Consider the following 17,742-nt stretch of genomic DNA (forward strand, 5'->3'; position numbering starts at 1 on the left):
TACGAATTGTCAATTCCCATTTGTCTATAAACGTCAATTTAGTGAACGTATTGTAGCAATATTTAATTTCGAGCCAACCAAACCCAGCCGATCACCAGGCATTGGCGGGATCTCACTTTTGGTTAAAATTTAAAAAAGTCTTCCGGCCGAATGGCATTTCAATAGACCAGCACACGTTCTGCCCGCCTGGCAGCGACTCTCCTTTTATAGTGATACCACCATTCAGGCGCTATTTTTATCATCAGGTTATTCATTCCCCTTAGACCGACTATATGGTACAGGCCGTTTAATTTTCCTGCCAATGTATGATCCAGCGCCCGTAAACTCATCGCTACCCCACTCTCCATATACTCCATATGGTGCCAATATCCTCCCGGCATAAAAAGCGTTTCTCCATGCTCCAGTATAGCGGTATAACCCTGTGCCCGCTTCAACGCAGGGAAACGCTCTGTATCCAGTTGCTCATGCCAGTTCACAAAACTTGCTGCACTCTCCACTGTACAAGGCATCCGGTAGATGTACGGAGACTGCTTATTCTCGAGCAACAATACCCGTTTGCGTCCTATAAACTGTGTATGGAAAATATGTGACATATCTATATCGTAGTGCATATGCGCCACAGAACCGGCACCACCTACGAATAACATCGGGTATTTCTTTAAGAATCCTGTGGCCAGTTCATCCGGCCACGTAAAATCATTAACGATCTGCGGCGCATGCTGAAATATATTGAACAGAAAGATCCTCAGTTGAACAGGACCCTCTTTCACCATATCCAGGTAATCGCCAAACCTGATATATGTATCGGCTCCATTCACCAATGTCCTGGCGCCGGCTCTTTCATTGTTGTACAAACCGACCATCTGGTTGCCTACGATGGATTTGAAATAGTTCCAGGTCCATTTCGCGGAGGCTGCCCAATCCTTACTCAATCCGGTAATGATAACTGGTTTGCGGGCTTCGTAATATCGTTTTCTGAAATCTTCGGGGGTAATACTTTCAACTCGATCTATGGTGGTAGTATGCATAAAGACGAATTGTAAATGAATGTTCTGCGCTCCTGGCGAGTGCAATACGAGAACAATAATAATGCCGATACCCCAACAAAAAAGCCCTGCAATTGCTTGCAGGGCTTCTGATAATCATATTAAAAATCAGCTATTTATATTAAACAGAGAATCTACAAATTCTTCTTTACTGAAGACCTGTAAATCTTCCATCTTTTCGCCAATACCGATATATTTAACAGGAATTTTAAATTGGTTAGCAATGGCCAATACCACACCACCTTTAGCTGTACCATCCAGTTTAGTGATTGCCAGGGCAGTCACCTCTGTTGCTGCAGTAAAATGCCTGGCCTGTTCCAGTGCATTCTGACCAGTAGAGCCATCGAGTACCAGCAGCACTTCGTGAGGCGCTTCAGGCAGTACTTTCTTCATTACACGTTTAATCTTGCTCAACTCATCCATCAGGTGTGCTTTATTATGCAGACGGCCGGCGGTATCAATGATGATCACATCTACATCTTTCGCTGCTCCACTCTGCACAGTATCAAATGCTACGGCACCCGGGTCAGAACCCATAGCCTGCTTAACGATAGGTACTCCGACACGGTCGCTCCAGATGGTGAGCTGATCTACTGCGGCGGCACGAAAAGTATCTGCCGCACCAAGTAATACCGATTTGCCCGCCTTCTTGAAGTTGTATGCCAGCTTACCGATAGTGGTCGTCTTACCAACACCGTTCACACCTACCACCATAATCACATAAGGCTTTTTGCCAGTGGGGGTATCGAAATCACGGAAACCACTGTCTGGGGCATCTACAAGGAGACTGGCGATTTCCTCCTGGAGTATCTTATTCAGCTCGCCGGTACCCAGGTATTTATCTTTAGATACTCTCTTTTCGATCCTGTCTATGATTTGTACCGTGGTATCCACCCCTACATCCGCAGATACAAGTGCTTCTTCGAGGCTATCGAGTACTTCGGTATCGACGGTAGACTTACCGGCGATGGCACGGCCAATCTTGCTAAGAAAACTCTCCTTTGTCTTTTGTAATCCCTGATCCAGGCTTTCCTTCTTTTCTCTTGAAAAGAGCTTATTGAAAAAACTCATAGCTGTCTGTTTTTTGCCGCGACGGACTGAACAAATGTGGATGAAATGATAATTACAGCGCCAATTTACAGAAAAATGTGGAGCTGGGTAATCGTTCCCGCCTCTTCTCTTAAAGAAAAAAGCTGCCCCGTTTGTAAACGAGACAGCTTTCTATATAATTTATAAAGCCGAATTATTTAGCCATGTACTCCTGCACCTTATCCTTGTGCACAATAGCCTCTTTAAAGGTATATGCACCAGTTTTCGGAGAACGTACAGCCTTGATCACCTTAGTCCAAACTTTGGATTCAGCGGCTGCTTTAGCATCTTTTACCTTCGAGTTCTTGGAAGCTGCTTTTGCCATAATATTTTTTACTTAAAAGTTAAGTGAATTGTCAAAAATTTACCCTGTCAATTGCCAATCGCATCAAGAGGATAAACGATTAACTACCAACATTAACGATCAATTATTTGATTTCTTTGTGTACAGTTACTTTCCTTAAAATTGGATTGTACTTCTTCAACTCCAGACGTTCAGGAGTGTTCTTTTTATTCTTGGTGCTGATGTAGCGGGAAGTACCTGGCTGACCAGAAGTTTTGTGTTCTGTGCACTCCAGTATTACCTGCACCCTGTTACCTTTTTTTGCCATTTTGTATACAAATTAAGTTGAATGCTTACGATTAGATTGTTTGTCCAGCTGCACGCAATTCTTTAACTACTGCATACAAACCGTTTTTGTTGATGGTTCTTAACGCATCAGCAGAAACTTTCAAAGATATCCAGCGATCCTCTTCCGCCAGGAAAAAACGTTTTTTCTGCAGGTTAGGCAGAAATCTTCTCTTAGTCTTAATGTTAGAGAAGGAAACATGGTGACCCGTAATAGGCTTCTTTCCTGTCACCTGACATACTCTTGCCATGATAGAAAAATTTTGGACTGCAAAAGTCGCAAATAATTTTGAATTTGCAAACTATTACATTCCGTGATGAATGAATAAAAGTATTTAATTTGATGTTTTACAACATTAAGCGGTGAGTTTCAATGATTTAAAAGCAGGAAACGCCTTAAATATTTATACCCACACCTTAGAAGTCTGTCAGGAATGCCTTATGGCAGGCCACCCCGGTCGTTATTGTTATCATAACAACCCTTCCTGTTTTACAACAGTATACAAACTTCCGCACCTTGAAAAATTTATCCACATTAACTGTCGGCAGGCCATTCATCCCTCCGAAATGCCCATGGCAATGACGAATTTCAGGATTATTGTTCTTCCGGTAAGATCTTCCCCGGTAAGAAACCTATCACTTACAGTAACACGATTAAACTTCTCAAAACCGCGCCCAGCCTAACTGCATCTAAGATACGGTGTTGGGTGGTGCCGTGTTTTATCAGTGCTTCTTCATGCGAAGATACACACATTTCACATCCGTTCAAAGCGGAAACTACTAAACTTACTAATTCGAAGAATTCTTTTCCTACAATCGGGTTCGCCATAATGCTCATACGGATCCCTGCCGGCTGTGTTGTATAGAACTCTTTCTTCACAAAGTGACGAAAACGGTAATAGACATTATTAGCCACCAGCAAGCTCGTGCAGCTAATTATCTCTGCCACCTCTTTATCATTTGCACCTTCTGCTATAGCCAGCTTCTCAAATGCGGCCTGCAATTCAGCCTGCTTCTCGTTGACTGCTACTGATAAACCGATCAGGTAAGCTTCTTTCCTGGTTAAGTTAGCAGCATTCAATCCGTTAGTCACGTTGATCTTCAGATCTTTCAAATAGCGGGCATCTGAATTAGACAATTGATGTAAACGGGTAGACAATGCACTTTCAGTCAGCCCCACCGCCTGCAGCAACTGTACAGCGGTATCCTGGTTGGATGTTGCGAACATATATAATATTATAAAGTTACGGGTAAGAAAAAGTCCATAGCCGGACATCCAGGAGGAGCTGACTATGGACCTCGAAATAAAAAAATTATGCGTTCAGGGTAGCCTGACCTTTTTCCCAGTTACAAGGGCACAGCTCGTCTGTCTGCAGTGCATCCAGCACACGCAGTACTTCCTTCACATTACGACCTACATTCAGGTCATACAGGGATACCCAACGTACAATACCCTGAGGATCAACGATAAAAGTAGCACGATAAGCCACCTTCTCATTTTCTTCCAGGATACCTAATTCTGTTGCCAGAGATTTGCTGGTATCAGCAAGCATTGGGAACTGCAGACCACGCAGATCTTCATGATCCCTTCTCCATGCCGCGTGCACAAACTCACTGTCAGTAGAAGCACCGATCAGGATGGCATCACGGTCTACGAAATCCTGGTGAGCTTTGTTGAACTCAGCGATCTCAGTAGGACATACGAAAGTAAAGTCTTTAGGCCACCAGAACATTACTAACCACTTACCGGAAGCTTTCAGCTCCTCAGAAGTCAGTTCATAGAACTCTTTACCTTTCTCGATAGATACTACTGCCGTTTTCTTAAACTCAGGGAACTGTGCACCCAGAGATAAAGTTGCATTCTTCATGTGCTTAATGATATTTATATTATTGGTTACTATTTCCGCTATCGGTAAATCCCCCTTCGAACCCGAAATTTCCCGGCGATATTCCATACCGCATTAAAAATTTCGGTGCAAAGGTCACTGTCTATTCATAATTAGTCAAATAGATTTTTCCTTAAAGGTTATTGAAAAAGTCTATATACCTCCAATCCCACTCCCATACTATGAATTTCAAATGTATGTTTCAGCTTCTCCACTCCTTAATACGATCTTAACGTTTTTCGAAAGGAAACGTAACTTTTTGGCACGTTATTTAGTTATATAAGTATACTCATCAATTATTAAATACGACAGGATATGAAAACGAAAAACGTACTTCTGGTGATACTCACGATAGGCCTTGCTCTGATTCCGTTCATCAAAAACAGTCTCAGTAAACACGATGAATTTGACGCTACTCAAGATCTGTTCATCTAATGTTTGAAGGGCAACGGTGTACCGCCGCACTCATACCATTTCATCTTCCCTGCACGGGAAGCAGACTTCCTATTGCCCTTAATTATTCCAATCTTTTTCTACCATAAAAACCATCATGTAACTGTTCCTTCGCCATTTATATATGGCAAAGGAATAGTGTGTTTGTTAAGCCACAATTCTACACCCCATCCACACCACATACAGATATTTCCGCCTCAACCAGGCCCGTGTTCAATTCCAACCGGATGTACTTCAAGTAAAATCTCATATAGAAATCCCCTCCGGATAAAATCCGGAATAAGCTACTGAAAAACAGTAAAATGTGAATTTAAGCGCCCCGCACTTCAGGTTATATACACAATAGGTTTCCTAAACAAATTGATTATCAGCTGGTTAAAATCAGACTAGTAGTACAGGATACCAACTTTAAAATGCATGATAGCCACATTCATTTCTATCTAAACTGCCTCACGTCACATTTCCAATAAGGTCTTTAAAGCTGTTGATTCCCAGCATTTTAGCTGTAGTGAACCCTTCTGCATAGGCGACCCCCACCATTTGACCAAACGACCGGTCACGGCTAATAATATTCTCAAAAAAAGCGGGAGAAGAAATAAATGTCGCCGGCTCATTATCTGCCGACGGGGCTAAAAACTGTGTCTTAAAACTCCTGATCGCATCCTTCTTCCGCTCTATCACAGATGAGATATCTACCACGAAATCAGGATTCTCTACTTTATTCTGCAACATATGGAATACCTGCTTTGGGCGCCAGGCCTCCTGTTGCTGCCCTTCCAGGACCGTCTCTATTTTCCTCAACCCCGATAAAAAGCAACTATCTGCCACCAACTCCGCCGCACGGCCATGATCCGGATGACGGTCCTCACGGGCATTGGTCAACACTATTTCCGGGCGGTACTTCCTGATCATCGTAATTACTTTCAGCTGCTCCCCGGTATCATTCCTGAAAAAGCCATCTGGCAATCCCAGATTCTCTCTCACATCCAGTTTCATGATCCTGGCAGCATCGGCCGCCTCTGCTGCCCGTGTTTCAGGTGTACCCCTGGTACCCAGTTCCCCTTCCGTCAAATCCAATATACCGATTTTCATTCCCTGTGCCCCGTGTACCATCAGGGTACCTGCACATCCCAGTTCCACATCATCCGGGTGCGCGACGATCGCTAATATGTCTAATTTCATCGTAAATACTTTCCTTTCGGGTGCAAATATAACCCTAACAGCGGGAACCCTTCAAACTTTCGAAATCCTGCAAAGCCACCCTCACCTACCAGCCCAATACCCCGACTTTCATATCGCTTTATTTCGATGTAATAATCACCCCCACCTTCTTCTCCTTGTCTTTCACGTCATACTTCTCTTTCAATACCTTCGTATCTACCACCACCAGGTTTGCAATTCCATTCTTTTCGAGTGCTGCCAGCATATTCATTGAATTCTCATCTATTTTAGCCCCATCCAGTATGTATTGAAATTTGCTATCGTCCCCATATTTCTTAATCGCCGCCTCAAATGCTGGTGACAAAGCTGTAAACAAACGATTATAGCGCTTACGTGCAAATGGCTTGGTCTCTATATAAATGATACCATTAGCCGCCTTCGGTCCATATTTTGCCTGTAAGGTCGGGCTCTTCACCACATTCATAAATGCGATATTCTCCGGCGAAAGATTGTTAAGGCCACCGGTAGCCTCTACGCTGTCAACAATAAACAATGTACTGTCCTGGGCCATGGAAACGGCACTCCACAACAGGAGGCCCGCTAATATTAATCTGAATTGCATGGTCGAAAGGTATAAAAAAAGCGGCAACCGCCGCTTCAAAGTCTTGTTAATTATATGCCCGGCTCCCCCGGTAAATCTCTATTTCCTGCACGATCGCTTCTATATCCTTGTCTTCATTCAGGTCATATTCACTTTTCAAATTTCCCCCGAAAAAGAACGCCACCGTTTGCCACATCCTCGCAGAAAAACCACCCTTCAGTTCTTTGATGATCTCATAACAGTTCTGTCCGGTCTGCCGGTTGATCAGTTTCATTAAGATCCGTCCCTGATAAATGGACAGGTTCTCCAGCTTGTCCCCGAACTGCGCTTTCATTTGCTTTTCCACCGTTGCCAGATAAGCCTTACGCTCACGCTTGTCATGCAATGTAGCCAGTTTACTGTTTACATCCCTCAGTATCCGGGAAGCCTGCACCGCATAAGGATATGTTACATACACCGCGTTGCGGAGACGAGTCCATGCTTCCCGCTGCTTACGGAACTTCTTAGGTAATTTATCAACTACCTCTACTATTTGGAGGGTAATGCTTGGAATGGTGTCGCCATTGACTACGATAGCGCTAACAGGAATGCTATCCAGACCGTGTCTGGCCTGGGCATTGACCCCTACACGACTAAAGAGGCAGAGCATGATAAGAATGAAAAATGCGGATATTGAGCGACCCATTTTCTTAAGGTATTCCTGATACTAAGCTAAAGTTAAGGTAAATTAGTGTAGAAAATGATATTAATATTTTGTGATATTACTGAAGCTTCTGCCGCGGACAAAGGGTGGCTAAAACTGTCTATAGCCATCAATTATCAGCCTTCTGCATCACCGTATCCATCTTTAACTTCCGCTGTGCAAAATCATATATCGCCCGCTCTCCCCCCTTCACATCATGCGAGGTCATGTAACATCCTATCACATGACTCCCTGCTTCCGGTATCGCTACCGCCTCCTTTAAACTATCCGGCGTTCTCAGCAATTGCTCCATTTTCAGGATTGCACTCACTTTCACAGTTGGATCCTGGTGCATCACATCCTTATAATAATATAGATTCAGCACCGGCTGCCTGATCTTTCTGAACGTTGCCGGTATCATGGTCGTCTCTAATAATCCCTGTAATTCTCCCACTGCTTCCAGCCTGTACTTATTATACCAATATTTTGCGCGCAATGTATCCTGATCCTTCGATACATTGTAATTCCCATGCATTACGATCCTTGACAACTGTAAACCCCACGGATTATTCGCCAGGAAGGCCATGTCATTATTAATCTCAATATTCGGCGACAAATTGATCACTGCATATACATCATTCGGATAGGTGGCCGCCAAATCCAATGCCAGCGTCCCTCCTGTAGATGTACCCATCAGAATTACCTTCTCCCCCAATGCCTTCCCGATCGCCAGCGCTTCTTTCGCATCCCGCCATAACCCTGTAGCCGTCATAGTCAGCAATGGCTCCGATGTATCCAGGCCATGTGCATCCAGCCTCGATAGAAACAAATTACAACCATACCGCTTTGCAAAATCAAGGTGCACAGGATTTCCCTCTCCCTGGCTCGCAGAAAAGCCATGAAGATATACCACCGCATACTCCGTTCTGGCATGCAGGGAATCATGCCAAACGATCCGGGCCTGATTATCAGGCTTTATAGGGTGCTGTGCTTCCTTCTGATTAATATACTTTTCCAGTCCCGCGGCATCTGCCGGTACCTGTGGGAACATAGGATCATACACAGGGACTGCAGGTCTCGGCCCCATGTAATAAATAAGTATCAGGGATGTCAAAATCATAAGGGCGACGCGCAACCATCTGCTATTCATACTACTGGTATTAAAAACAAAACAGGTAATAACCGAGATTATTACCTGTATCAAATATTATCATTTTATATGATCAAGCGACTAAACCGCCCTTTCTTTGGCTAAAGGCTTTTTTACAGCTGGCTTGTCCTTGTTCTGACGCAGGCGCTGGAACATACTCATAATGAATCCGATCACCGTCACGATCACCCCTATCCATAATACGTTAATGAATGGGAATATGAAGGCTTTCATCACTATGTAATCCCTGAAAACAGTGGATTCTTTCACTTCCAGTTCCACTTTTTTATCCTTTGGCAGAATCTTGCTAAAGCGGACATAGAGTGACAATGGTGCCACGGTATCCGGGATATTATATTCGTAACTACTGTCGCGGATCAGGTAAATCGGCTTCAGATTGTACTGGTCATTGTTCTTTGTATACACCTTCAGCGTGGCTCCTACAGCCAGGTCATTCGGCTCAGCGGTATAGTTACGGCTGGTTGGCTGTGGGTCAAGGCCTTCCATCACCATGTACCCGTTAGAAAAGAAGATAGAATCTCCCTGCGCTACTACATGCGGCTGATAAGTCGCAGTGTCACTATCATCTTCTTTCAGCGGAACTGCTGTAATATAAGTAAAGATATCCTTGTTCCAATAATGTTTTGAATCCGGGTTAGGTGTCAGGGTCTGCTCACCCTTATTGCTCAGGAATGCATCCGGATGTAAGGTAAAGGCTTCCAATGTTTTACCGCTGGTCGCATCCTTCCGCTCGTATCTTACCAGGTAATAAGTCTTGGACTCTCCCGCAGGCGTAGAGTCCCCGGCGTAAGTCACATGATAATCCCCCATCTGTACCGGGAAGTTGCGCGGCAGCATCAGGTTTTCCCGCGGATTCTCTTTACTGTTTGCACCAAAGAAACCACCATCCAGCATCTTCATCCTGTCGATCGAGATGGTCTCCTTCTTGGAAGAGGTGATCACAATACCCAGCAGGACCATACCAAAACCAATGTGTGCCACAGAGGCACCTGCTGCCTTCAGCTTACCTTTCTGACCTATCCAGATATAAGCGAGGTTAGCAATGATGGCATAATAGCTCGCAAACATCATGAGGTAAATGGCCATCAGGAAACCCGCCCCGTAGGTGTCATAATTCACCCTGCCGAGCCAGCCGGAAAGCACCGTAGCGATCAGCGCCAGTGCAGTTGGGATCATCAGTTTACGGGTAAATTCACCTCTGGGTGTATCCTTATATTTCAGGAACTGTACAATTGCTGAAAGGATACCTACCACAATAGCAATCCAGATCTGGATCTTATTATAATGAAACACACCATCTGAAGGAGGTGCAATGTCATTGGTCAGGTGCAGGAGTTTCTTGATACCCAGGTTGTTGATCAGCTTATTCCACACCGGGATAGATGTCGTAAAGGTGATCTGGATGGCAGCGATCATCAGGATCAGCGAACCGATGAAAAGCCAGAACTCACGGCTATAAGTACTTTCTTCTTTGTGAACAGTAGGGATCTCCTTTCTGCGGGCAATGAGCATACCAAATGCCGGGATGAACGCAAAAAGGAAGAAGGTCAGCTGTCCGCTCATACCCAGGTCGGTAAAGGAGTGTACAGAAGTATCTCCCAACACACCACTACGGGTCAGGAAAGTAGAGTACAGGATAAATATAAATGTAATGAAGAAAAAGAAGAAGGTTGCTTTCAGCGCATGGCCGGATGACTTAAAGGCCAGCAGGGTGTGAATACCGGCTACCAGTGTCAGCCAGGGCACAAGTGAAGCGTTTTCTACAGGGTCCCATGCCCAGTAACCACCAAAGGTCAGTGATTCATACGCCCAGGCAGCCCCCATCATAATACCCAATCCCAGCACGCCGGCACTGAACAGCGCCCATGGAAGTGCAGGTTTGATCCACTCCTTATAATCCCTTGTCCATAAACCGGCAAAGGCGAAAGCAAAAGGAACAATGGTAGAAGCAAAACCCAGGAACAGGATAGGTGGGTGAATCACCATCCAGTAATTCTGCAGGGAAAGGTTCAAGCCATTACCGTCTTTGATAAAGTTCAGGTAGTTAGGGCTATTTACCCATGGTAATCCCTGGTTCTCTGGTGCATGACGCAGCAGGAGGAATGGATTGCTACCTATCTTGTAATTTAAGATAAAGATACCGATCAGCATACTGCCCAGGCAAACCTGTGCAAATGAGATCATGGTCATCACCGGCGCTTCCCACTTTTTGGTAGTACGGATCAGTACCAGCCCGAGAATACTCTGCCAGATAGACCAGAGGAGGAAACTACCTTCCTGGTCGGACCAGAAGCTGGATAACAGCAAACTTACCGGGAGGTCACGGCTGGAGTTGCGCCAGATATATTTATATTCAAAATAGTGGCTGTACAATGCGTAATACAGGCAACCAAACACGGCAAAAACAGATGCAGCCTGAACAATAAAAGCCCAACGGCCCTGCAGCCTCCAGGAATTACGTTTTACCTCGTCTTCAGTACGAACGCTTACCCAATAGCTGACAGTGGCCAGTATCGAGGCCACAAAAGCCAGCACTGCAAAAAAATGTCCAAACTGCCCGGGCAATAAATGCTCTCCTATATATGTCGTCTTCAAGATAAAATGTGCTAGAATGAAGAAATAGCCCGACGGAGCGGGCCATTAACTACTTTTAAATATGATTATCAAGCAGCTGGCCTATACTTTGTTGCCAACCGCTACCTGGTCATTTTTGTATTTAGAGGGACATTTCATGAGGATCTTGCCACAATGAAATTCTCCATCCCGGATCATTTTGCCGGTCAATACCACGCTTTCTGCCTTTTCAAAGTCAGTAGGTTTAGTACCGAAATAAACTACTTTACAAACTTCTCCGGATTTGTCCTGAACGTAGAAGGTGAAAAGGTTGGCATCTTTCTGTGCATCGTACACCATGGTCCTGGTAGTATCGAGTTTTCCAATCACCTGGAATTCCTTTCCTTCTTTCTGACGAGCTGTGGCGAATGTTTCATAGGTACTGAAATCACCGGCAACTGTTACAATCACCCCAATTGCTACTGCAATCAGTACTAATAAAACAATATTAGATTTCTTCATATCGCAAATAGTTCTTAAGCTTCCCCTAAATGTGCTTTGTTAATGTGCTTTTTTATCCATCAAAACGGTCCATTCACATTTCGATGCGCAAAATTACGGCAAAATGAGGTGTGAAAGTGGAATTTTTACATGAAAGGAGATATGATATTTATCATAAAAGCTGAAGCTGCCAATACCCGTCGTGCCCCTGGCTGATAACCCTCCACGCTGTACAATACCGCTTTATGTATAAAGTACTATCTTTGCGGCGAAATTTAGTATAAGAACTTCAAAATCATGGCGGATTTATCCAACTTTGATCCCAATTCTGTCAGTCTGGTATCTAATAATATCTTTGGATTACCAACCACTGAAGCGGATGCAGCCCTCATCTTACTCCCTATCCCATGGGAGGTAACGGTGTCTTACTGTCACGGCACTGCAAGAGGACCTGAACAGATCTGTAAAGCAAGTTTGCAGGTCGACCTGCTCGACCCGGACGTTAAAGAAGGCTGGAGAAAAGGCTTCTACATGCGCGACCCGGATAAACACATCCTGCTGCGTAGTGACTACCTTCGTAAAGAAGCTGAACTCTACCTGAAATTTCTCACTGAAGGGGGCGATATCTCTGAAAATGAATTTCTGAAAAAGACCCTGGTCGACGTAAATAAGGGTACTGCCCTTATGAATGAGTGGGTGTATGCTCAAACGAAAAATGTACTGGAACAGGGTAAAATGGTAGGTCTGGTGGGAGGTGATCACTCTACCCCTCTCGGCTATATTAAAGCACTGGCCGAAGAGAAAGGAGCATTCGGTATTCTGCAGATCGATGCACATTGCGATCTGCGCAATGGTTATGAAGGATTCCAGTACTCCCATGCATCTATTATGTACAATGTTCTGAACGAAATACCACAGGTAACGAAACTCGTTCAACTGGGTATCCGGGATTATTGCGAAGAAGAACTCCAGTATATCCGGAATAATCCGGAACGTATCAACACCTTCTTTGACAGGGACATCAAACATCGCCAGTATGAAGGCACGAACTGGGCGACCATCTGCGATGAAATAATAGAAAAGTTGCCTCAACAGGTATATATCAGCTTTGACATTGACGGATTGGATCCTAAACTTTGCCCGCATACAGGTACACCGGTACCAGGAGGCTTTGATTGCGAACAGATTTACTACCTCTTCAAAAAGATGCTGGCCAGCGGCCGCAGGATCGTCGGTTTTGATTTGTGTGAAGTAAGCAGCGCACATGAAGAATGGGATGCCAATGTGGGCGCCAGGGTACTTTTCAAGTTATGTAACCTGATGGTGCATCCGGATAATATATAAGGGGAGATCCGGATACTATATAGTTGATAAAAGTGCCTTCTGATAACAAGTAATTTCACACATGCAGTCTTATAAAATAAGGATCTTACATCCCAATGCCATGACCCGCCTGCGGTTACAACCCGCTATGCACGGACTTATTGGCATCCTTTTTTTGCTCGTTACAATCGGCATTTACAATGGGCCTCATCCTAACTGGGTAGTTGCTATTTTCTTTTTCCTGCTGGGAATTGGTAGCCTTGTCTTCCCTTTTATCATGCGACGCTTTAAGAATATACAGTCGGCCAACAGCCTCGTGCGCACCGTACAAGCCTTTGGCTGCCTGACAGGCAGCCTGTACGTGCTGACACATATGCAGCCACTGGCTGCCGGCATGCTGTTCCTTACGGGCATCGCAGCAGCATATATTGGCTATGCAGAATACAAGATCTTTATGCCTTCATATATTAAGGTAGACTTTAACGGCGCTACACTGCCGACCACCTTCTCTGAAAAGGTGATTAGCTGGAGCCGCCTGAATAACTTAATTTTGCGCAACGACCTGCTCACTATAGACTTTAAAGATAATAAAGTACTGCAACTGGAAGTTTTGGATGAACCCGGTGCAGATAAGGAAGCTGAAATGAATGCATTTTTTAAGAGCAGGCTTTAATCACAACTCAGTATGTTAAAACAGTCGCCGTACATTTTATATTCCGACGGTCAGGGGAATATTTTCGAAGATACATCCATGCTCACCACCGGTCGTAGCGGTTGGGATGCATGGCCAATAGAACTGGACGAATGGATTGAACTGCCGGAAGGTGGATCACTGTATGAATTACCCGGTCGCCGTGGAATTGGTTTGAATGCCGAAACCGGTGAGATGCAGTTATGCGATAAAGGATGGGCAGTGGCGGCCTTTATTCCACCTGCGCATACAGGCTTTTATATGGCGGCATATGAAACGATGCCCGACGCTCCTACCCTGCCATTGTTCTGCTATACAGCAGTAGGCTGGCTGGATGGGAAATTCTATGTGCCTGCAGTAAGAATCGAACAGGATATCAGGCAGGAATGTGGTGGTTTCGATGAAAAGAAAGTAAAACAGGGTGTAAAAGACCTGATCCAGGCATATCCGCATAACAGACTTGTGAAACACCTGGCAGACAACTGCGCACTGACATATCATTGTCCGGCGGCACGTAATTATTTTATGGGTCGTTGGGAATGTCCGATTCCATCTTCTCCTGCATGTAATGCAAATTGTATTGGTTGTATTTCCTTCCAGCCTGAAGAGGAAACTATTGTATCTACACAGGACCGTTTGCGTTTCAAGCCTACGGCAGAAGAGATCGTGGAGTTTACGGTACCCCACCTGGAAACTGCCCCTTTCCCAATTGTGTCTTTTGGACAAGGTTGTGAAGGAGAGCCACTGCTGATGTGGGAGACAATCCGCGAATCTATTATTGAAATGAGGAAACATACTGCCAAGGGAAGTATCAATATCAATACAAATGGTAGCAAGCCGGATGCAGTACGGGAATTGTGTAAAGTGGGATTGAACAGTATTCGTGTGAGTCTGAACTCTGCGCAGGAAAAGTACTATACGCCTTATTACAGGCCAAATAACTATACGTTTGATGATATCGTGGAGAGTCTGAAAGTGGTAAATGAATTTGATGGCTGGACGTCGATTAACTATTTTGTATTCCCGGGTATGACGGATAGTGCGGATGAGTATGAGGCACTGCGTAAACTGATCAGGGATACGAACCTGAAGATGATCCAGTGGAGAAATTTCAATATTGATCCGGATTGGTACCTGGGTAGGTTAGGCATTACCGAGACTGGGGAATGCCTGGGCGTGAAGCAGCTGCAGGAATTGATACTGGAGGAGTTCCCACACTTGAAGTATGGATATTTTAACCCGCCGATGGAACGCATCAAGGGGGATTACACGCAGGATTTTGCACACTTTTAATAAAAACAAAAAACGCTTTTACTTTTCGGTAAAAGCGTTTTTGTTTTATGTGTAGCCGCTACCCCTTACCAGGATAAACGCCCTTTTTTCTCTGCCACCGCTGGTACAAATAATTAAACCCTAATGCTGCAGCCAGACAAAAACCAGCTGCCACATACCACCACACCTTAAACCCATAATGCGCTATCATTGCAGAGCCTATCGTGGGTGATAAGATGGTCGATATCGCAAATGACACCGTATACAACGCCGCATACTGTCCCCTGTTATGCTCTCCACTCCGGCTGATAAAAAACGCTGTCATAAAAGGTATACTCAACATCTCTCCTGCAGTAAATAAAACAATGAAAACGATGCTGACAAAACCTGCAGCCGGCAAGATATTAAAACTCAAATATGCCAGGCTGGCTAATGCCACACCCCGTGTCATGAACTCCAGAGGATGCTTCCTGTTCTCAATTTTATAGATCAGCACCATTTCAATTGCGGCGACCAGCAAACCATTGATCCCTAACACCATCCCAATCTGCGCCTCCTCCAGGTGAAGCACTTCTTTAAAATACAAAGCCACCATTGTAGAGAGCTGTAAAAACCCGGTCGTAAACAAGATAGAAAGTCCAATAAAAGCAAGGTATACTTTATCCCTGTACACGCTTTCTGTTTTCACTGTTACCTGCCTGATGGCAGGTGTTTTTGGAGCAACATGTACCGGCGGAATAAAGAACCGCATCACCAGAATAGCTGCCACACAGGTAAGCCCATCCACCCAGAAAAGCAGATGATAACTATAGCTCGCAACAATCCCCCCTACAGCGGGTCCTACCGACCACCCCAGATTGGATGCCAGCCGGTTCAGAGAGTAAGAGCGTGTTCTGTTTTCCGGTGTACTATAATGAGCGGTAGCCGCTGTATTGGCCGGGCGAAATGCGTCTCCAACAGCACTCAGAACAAAGATACACAGGCAGAATTGCAGCAATGTCTGCATCTGCCCCAATATCAAAAAGATGAGCCCCTGCAACAGCAGGCTCCAGAATTGTACAGGGTAAAAACCTAACCGGTCAGATAACCGGCCACCGGCAAATGCGCCTACTATACCGCCAATCCCATAGCAGGTCATCACCAAACCGGCCTGTTGTACAGAAAAGTGCAGCTGCTGGGTAAGGTACACCGTCATAAAGGGAATCACCATCGCACCACAGCGATTGATCAGGAGTACAACAGCAAGTATCCAGGTTGAGGTAGAAAGGCCTGCATAGGCTTTTTTGTAGAGAGAAAGCAAAGGAATGCGGTTTTAGAAAGCAAAAATCACCGCAAAGGTAATTAGAATTATCCCTTTTAAAAATCAGGTAGCCAAACGTATTAAATACATTCCAGCCCTACCGACCCAGGCTATTTCGAACTTACCCTAAAGTCGCCTCTAAGTCGTCGCCAAAAGGGCATCAAAATATCACCAAGAGGGCACCAAAAGGTCACCTCAATATCCAATCGATATACAAGTGCCCTTTTGGTGCCCTTTCAGTGACGAGTTAATGACGGGTTAATATGGGTGTAGACCCGAAGAAAGCCAGCAACTGATATATTGGAATGGTTTTCGATAAGTAGTTAAGTTTCGGCGCCCATCCGGCATTCTGTGAGGATGCCAGGTAAATTTTCTTAAAAAGATCCTAAAACTTTCATCCTGTTACAAAGCGGGCACACGTATTAGAAAATATCTTATTTTTGACCTATGCAGCAACAAAAGGAAAACAATACAGATAAAAATATTAAGGCAGTAGGTGTCACTATTGCCGTGCATGCATTAGTTTTATTGGCATTGATCCTGGGCGGCTTCTCCGCACCTCCCCCGCTCCCTAACCAGGACCTGGGTATGGAAGTGAACCTCGGTACCTCCGACGACGGTATGGGCGATGAACAACCACTCAACCCCAACCCACCCAGCGCTGACGCTGCCAACGCTTCGACACCACAAAACGAACCGGTACCCTCCCAGGACAACTCCACCCAGGAAGATATCGCTACACAGGATAATGAAGATGCACCGGAAGTAGCAAAGCCGGAAAAACCAGTGGAAAAGCCAAAGGAAGTCGCTAAAAACCTGGATAAGAAGCCAACGACAACACCAAAGAAAACATCTGAAAATAACCCGGTGGCAGTAGAAAAACCTCAGAAGGCGAAAGCTGTATTTGGTGGTGGTACTTTCACTGGCAGCAATAGTGGTAACAACGCTAATGGTTCTAACAGTTCTACAGGCGAAGGAAATACCGGCAAGCCCGGCGACCGCGGCCAGATCAATGGCGACCCAAATGCCAGCGGCTATACCGGCGGTGGACTGGGTGGTGGTAAGTCTGATTTCCGCCTGAATGGCCGTAGCCTGATCAGCAAACCTAGCCTCACTTACGATGGTGATGAATCTGGTTATATCGCTATCAACATTAAGGTTGACAGAAATGGAAATGTAATCGACGCGTCCCACTCGCTGAAAGGCTCAACCCTGAACAACCCACGACTGATCGAAATTGCTAAAAGAGCAGCGAAGCAATTGAAATACAATACAAATGCTGATGCTCCAGAGGTACAGTTTGCATTGATCCGCTTCTACTTTAAAGTGCAATAACCCGAAAACTTTATACAAAAACGAGTCCCTTCCTCCACCAGGAAGGGACT

18 protein-coding genes are annotated in these 17,742 nt (G+C 45.0%); 4 read left to right on the forward strand and 14 right to left on the reverse strand.

Annotation, left to right across the window (positions count from 1 at the left end):
- Positions 1 to 158 precede the first annotated feature (158 nt).
- The 13 genes from ABDW33_RS05815 to ABDW33_RS05875 form a co-directional block, all read right to left on the reverse strand.
- Positions 159 to 1,028 (reverse strand): cupin-like domain-containing protein, encoded by an 870-nt coding sequence (locus tag ABDW33_RS05815; protein ID WP_343689125.1) that lies wholly within the window; start codon positions 1,026 to 1,028, stop codon positions 159 to 161.
- 126 nt (positions 1,029 to 1,154) lie between these two features.
- Positions 1,155 to 2,117 carry a signal recognition particle-docking protein FtsY gene (gene ftsY / locus ABDW33_RS05820; protein WP_343689126.1) on the reverse strand — a complete coding sequence of 321 codons (963 nt, stop codon included), beginning with the start codon at positions 2,115 to 2,117 and terminating at the stop codon, positions 1,155 to 1,157.
- A 172-nt stretch (positions 2,118 to 2,289) separates the two neighbouring features.
- Positions 2,290 to 2,460: a DUF4295 family protein gene (locus ABDW33_RS05825; RefSeq protein WP_072357218.1), complete on the reverse strand. Its 171-nt coding sequence runs from the start codon at positions 2,458 to 2,460 to the stop codon at positions 2,290 to 2,292.
- A 103-nt stretch (positions 2,461 to 2,563) separates the two neighbouring features.
- The gene (rpmG, locus tag ABDW33_RS05830) at positions 2,564 to 2,746 is read right to left on the reverse strand and encodes a 50S ribosomal protein L33 (protein ID WP_012790733.1); all 183 of its coding nucleotides are present in this window, start codon (positions 2,744 to 2,746) and stop codon (positions 2,564 to 2,566) included.
- A 31-nt stretch (positions 2,747 to 2,777) separates the two neighbouring features.
- Positions 2,778 to 3,014: a 50S ribosomal protein L28 gene (rpmB, locus tag ABDW33_RS05835; protein WP_072357217.1), complete on the reverse strand. Its 237-nt coding sequence runs from the start codon at positions 3,012 to 3,014 to the stop codon at positions 2,778 to 2,780.
- Between the two features lie 389 nt (positions 3,015 to 3,403).
- The gene (locus ABDW33_RS05840; protein ID WP_343689127.1) at positions 3,404 to 3,991 is read right to left on the reverse strand and encodes a carboxymuconolactone decarboxylase family protein; all 588 of its coding nucleotides are present in this window, start codon (positions 3,989 to 3,991) and stop codon (positions 3,404 to 3,406) included.
- 85 nt (positions 3,992 to 4,076) lie between these two features.
- Positions 4,077 to 4,631: a peroxiredoxin gene (locus ABDW33_RS05845; RefSeq protein WP_183286734.1), complete on the reverse strand. Its 555-nt coding sequence runs from the start codon at positions 4,629 to 4,631 to the stop codon at positions 4,077 to 4,079.
- A gap of 921 nt (positions 4,632 to 5,552) precedes the next feature.
- A complete protein-coding gene (gene bshB1, locus ABDW33_RS05850) occupies positions 5,553 to 6,284 on the reverse strand; it encodes a bacillithiol biosynthesis deacetylase BshB1 (protein WP_343689128.1) in 732 nt (243 codons plus the stop codon).
- 118 nt (positions 6,285 to 6,402) lie between these two features.
- Positions 6,403 to 6,885, reverse strand: coding sequence for a hypothetical protein (locus tag ABDW33_RS05855; protein WP_343689129.1), 483 nt, complete (start codon positions 6,883 to 6,885; stop codon positions 6,403 to 6,405).
- Positions 6,886 to 6,931: 46 nt separating this feature from the next.
- Positions 6,932 to 7,549 (reverse strand): DUF4294 domain-containing protein, encoded by a 618-nt coding sequence (locus ABDW33_RS05860; RefSeq protein WP_343689130.1) that lies wholly within the window; start codon positions 7,547 to 7,549, stop codon positions 6,932 to 6,934.
- A gap of 127 nt (positions 7,550 to 7,676) precedes the next feature.
- Entirely contained in the window at positions 7,677 to 8,696 is a 1,020-nt protein-coding gene (locus ABDW33_RS05865) for an alpha/beta fold hydrolase (RefSeq protein ID WP_343689131.1), read from the reverse strand.
- A gap of 81 nt (positions 8,697 to 8,777) precedes the next feature.
- Positions 8,778 to 11,312, reverse strand: coding sequence for a cytochrome c biogenesis protein CcsA (gene ccsA / locus ABDW33_RS05870; RefSeq protein WP_343689132.1), 2,535 nt, complete (start codon positions 11,310 to 11,312; stop codon positions 8,778 to 8,780).
- A gap of 81 nt (positions 11,313 to 11,393) precedes the next feature.
- The gene (locus tag ABDW33_RS05875) at positions 11,394 to 11,792 is read right to left on the reverse strand and encodes a cytochrome c maturation protein CcmE (RefSeq protein WP_343689133.1); all 399 of its coding nucleotides are present in this window, start codon (positions 11,790 to 11,792) and stop codon (positions 11,394 to 11,396) included.
- Positions 11,793 to 12,068: 276 nt separating this feature from the next.
- Here ABDW33_RS05875 and ABDW33_RS05880 point away from each other — a divergent pair, with 276 nt between their 5' ends.
- From ABDW33_RS05880 to ABDW33_RS05890, 3 genes are all read left to right on the forward strand, one after another.
- Positions 12,069 to 13,115 (forward strand): agmatinase family protein, encoded by a 1,047-nt coding sequence (locus ABDW33_RS05880; RefSeq protein WP_343689134.1) that lies wholly within the window; start codon positions 12,069 to 12,071, stop codon positions 13,113 to 13,115.
- A gap of 61 nt (positions 13,116 to 13,176) precedes the next feature.
- Complete coding sequence (locus ABDW33_RS05885) at positions 13,177 to 13,767, forward strand: hypothetical protein (RefSeq protein ID WP_343689135.1); 591 nt, start codon at positions 13,177 to 13,179, stop codon at positions 13,765 to 13,767.
- Positions 13,768 to 13,779: 12 nt separating this feature from the next.
- Positions 13,780 to 15,078: a radical SAM protein gene (locus ABDW33_RS05890; RefSeq protein WP_343689136.1), complete on the forward strand. Its 1,299-nt coding sequence runs from the start codon at positions 13,780 to 13,782 to the stop codon at positions 15,076 to 15,078.
- Between the two features lie 58 nt (positions 15,079 to 15,136).
- On the opposite strand, the gene ABDW33_RS05895 is transcribed toward ABDW33_RS05890, so the two are convergent.
- Positions 15,137 to 16,357: an MFS transporter gene (locus ABDW33_RS05895; RefSeq protein ID WP_343689137.1), complete on the reverse strand. Its 1,221-nt coding sequence runs from the start codon at positions 16,355 to 16,357 to the stop codon at positions 15,137 to 15,139.
- 447 nt (positions 16,358 to 16,804) lie between these two features.
- On the opposite strand from ABDW33_RS05895, the gene ABDW33_RS05900 reads away from it, so the two are divergent.
- Positions 16,805 to 17,692: a hypothetical protein gene (locus ABDW33_RS05900; protein WP_343689138.1), complete on the forward strand. Its 888-nt coding sequence runs from the start codon at positions 16,805 to 16,807 to the stop codon at positions 17,690 to 17,692.
- The last annotated feature ends 50 nt before the right edge of the window (positions 17,693 to 17,742 follow it).

Source organism: Chitinophaga sp. (genome assembly GCF_039596155.1).
Classification (GTDB): Bacteria; Bacteroidota; Bacteroidia; order Chitinophagales; family Chitinophagaceae; genus Chitinophaga.

What these genes read in the sequence shown, in the direction of transcription:
- ftsY (WP_343689126.1), bottom strand. Translation starts at nt 2,117, where the DNA reads ATGAGTTTTTTCAATAAGCTCTTTTCAAGAGAAAAGAAGGAAAGCCTG.
- rpmB (WP_072357217.1), bottom strand. Translation starts at nt 3,014, where the DNA reads ATGGCAAGAGTATGTCAGGTGACAGGAAAGAAGCCTATTACGGGTCAC.
- ABDW33_RS05840 (WP_343689127.1), bottom strand. Translation starts at nt 3,991, where the DNA reads ATGTTCGCAACATCCAACCAGGATACCGCTGTACAGTTGCTGCAGGCG.
- ABDW33_RS05865 (WP_343689131.1), bottom strand. Translation starts at nt 8,696, where the DNA reads ATGAATAGCAGATGGTTGCGCGTCGCCCTTATGATTTTGACATCCCTG.
- ABDW33_RS05875 (WP_343689133.1), bottom strand. Translation starts at nt 11,792, where the DNA reads ATGAAGAAATCTAATATTGTTTTATTAGTACTGATTGCAGTAGCAATT.
- ABDW33_RS05900 (WP_343689138.1), top strand. Translation starts at nt 16,805, where the DNA reads ATGCAGCAACAAAAGGAAAACAATACAGATAAAAATATTAAGGCAGTA.
- ABDW33_RS05880 (WP_343689134.1), top strand. Translation starts at nt 12,069, where the DNA reads ATGGCGGATTTATCCAACTTTGATCCCAATTCTGTCAGTCTGGTATCT.
- ABDW33_RS05885 (WP_343689135.1), top strand. Translation starts at nt 13,177, where the DNA reads ATGCAGTCTTATAAAATAAGGATCTTACATCCCAATGCCATGACCCGC.
- ABDW33_RS05860 (WP_343689130.1), bottom strand. Translation starts at nt 7,549, where the DNA reads ATGGGTCGCTCAATATCCGCATTTTTCATTCTTATCATGCTCTGCCTC.
- ABDW33_RS05855 (WP_343689129.1), bottom strand. Translation starts at nt 6,885, where the DNA reads ATGCAATTCAGATTAATATTAGCGGGCCTCCTGTTGTGGAGTGCCGTT.
- ABDW33_RS05815 (WP_343689125.1), bottom strand. Translation starts at nt 1,028, where the DNA reads ATGCATACTACCACCATAGATCGAGTTGAAAGTATTACCCCCGAAGAT.
- ABDW33_RS05825 (WP_072357218.1), bottom strand. Translation starts at nt 2,460, where the DNA reads ATGGCAAAAGCAGCTTCCAAGAACTCGAAGGTAAAAGATGCTAAAGCA.
- bshB1 (WP_343689128.1), bottom strand. Translation starts at nt 6,284, where the DNA reads ATGAAATTAGACATATTAGCGATCGTCGCGCACCCGGATGATGTGGAA.
- ABDW33_RS05845 (WP_183286734.1), bottom strand. Translation starts at nt 4,631, where the DNA reads ATGAAGAATGCAACTTTATCTCTGGGTGCACAGTTCCCTGAGTTTAAG.
- rpmG (WP_012790733.1), bottom strand. Translation starts at nt 2,746, where the DNA reads ATGGCAAAAAAAGGTAACAGGGTGCAGGTAATACTGGAGTGCACAGAA.
- ABDW33_RS05890 (WP_343689136.1), top strand. Translation starts at nt 13,780, where the DNA reads ATGTTAAAACAGTCGCCGTACATTTTATATTCCGACGGTCAGGGGAAT.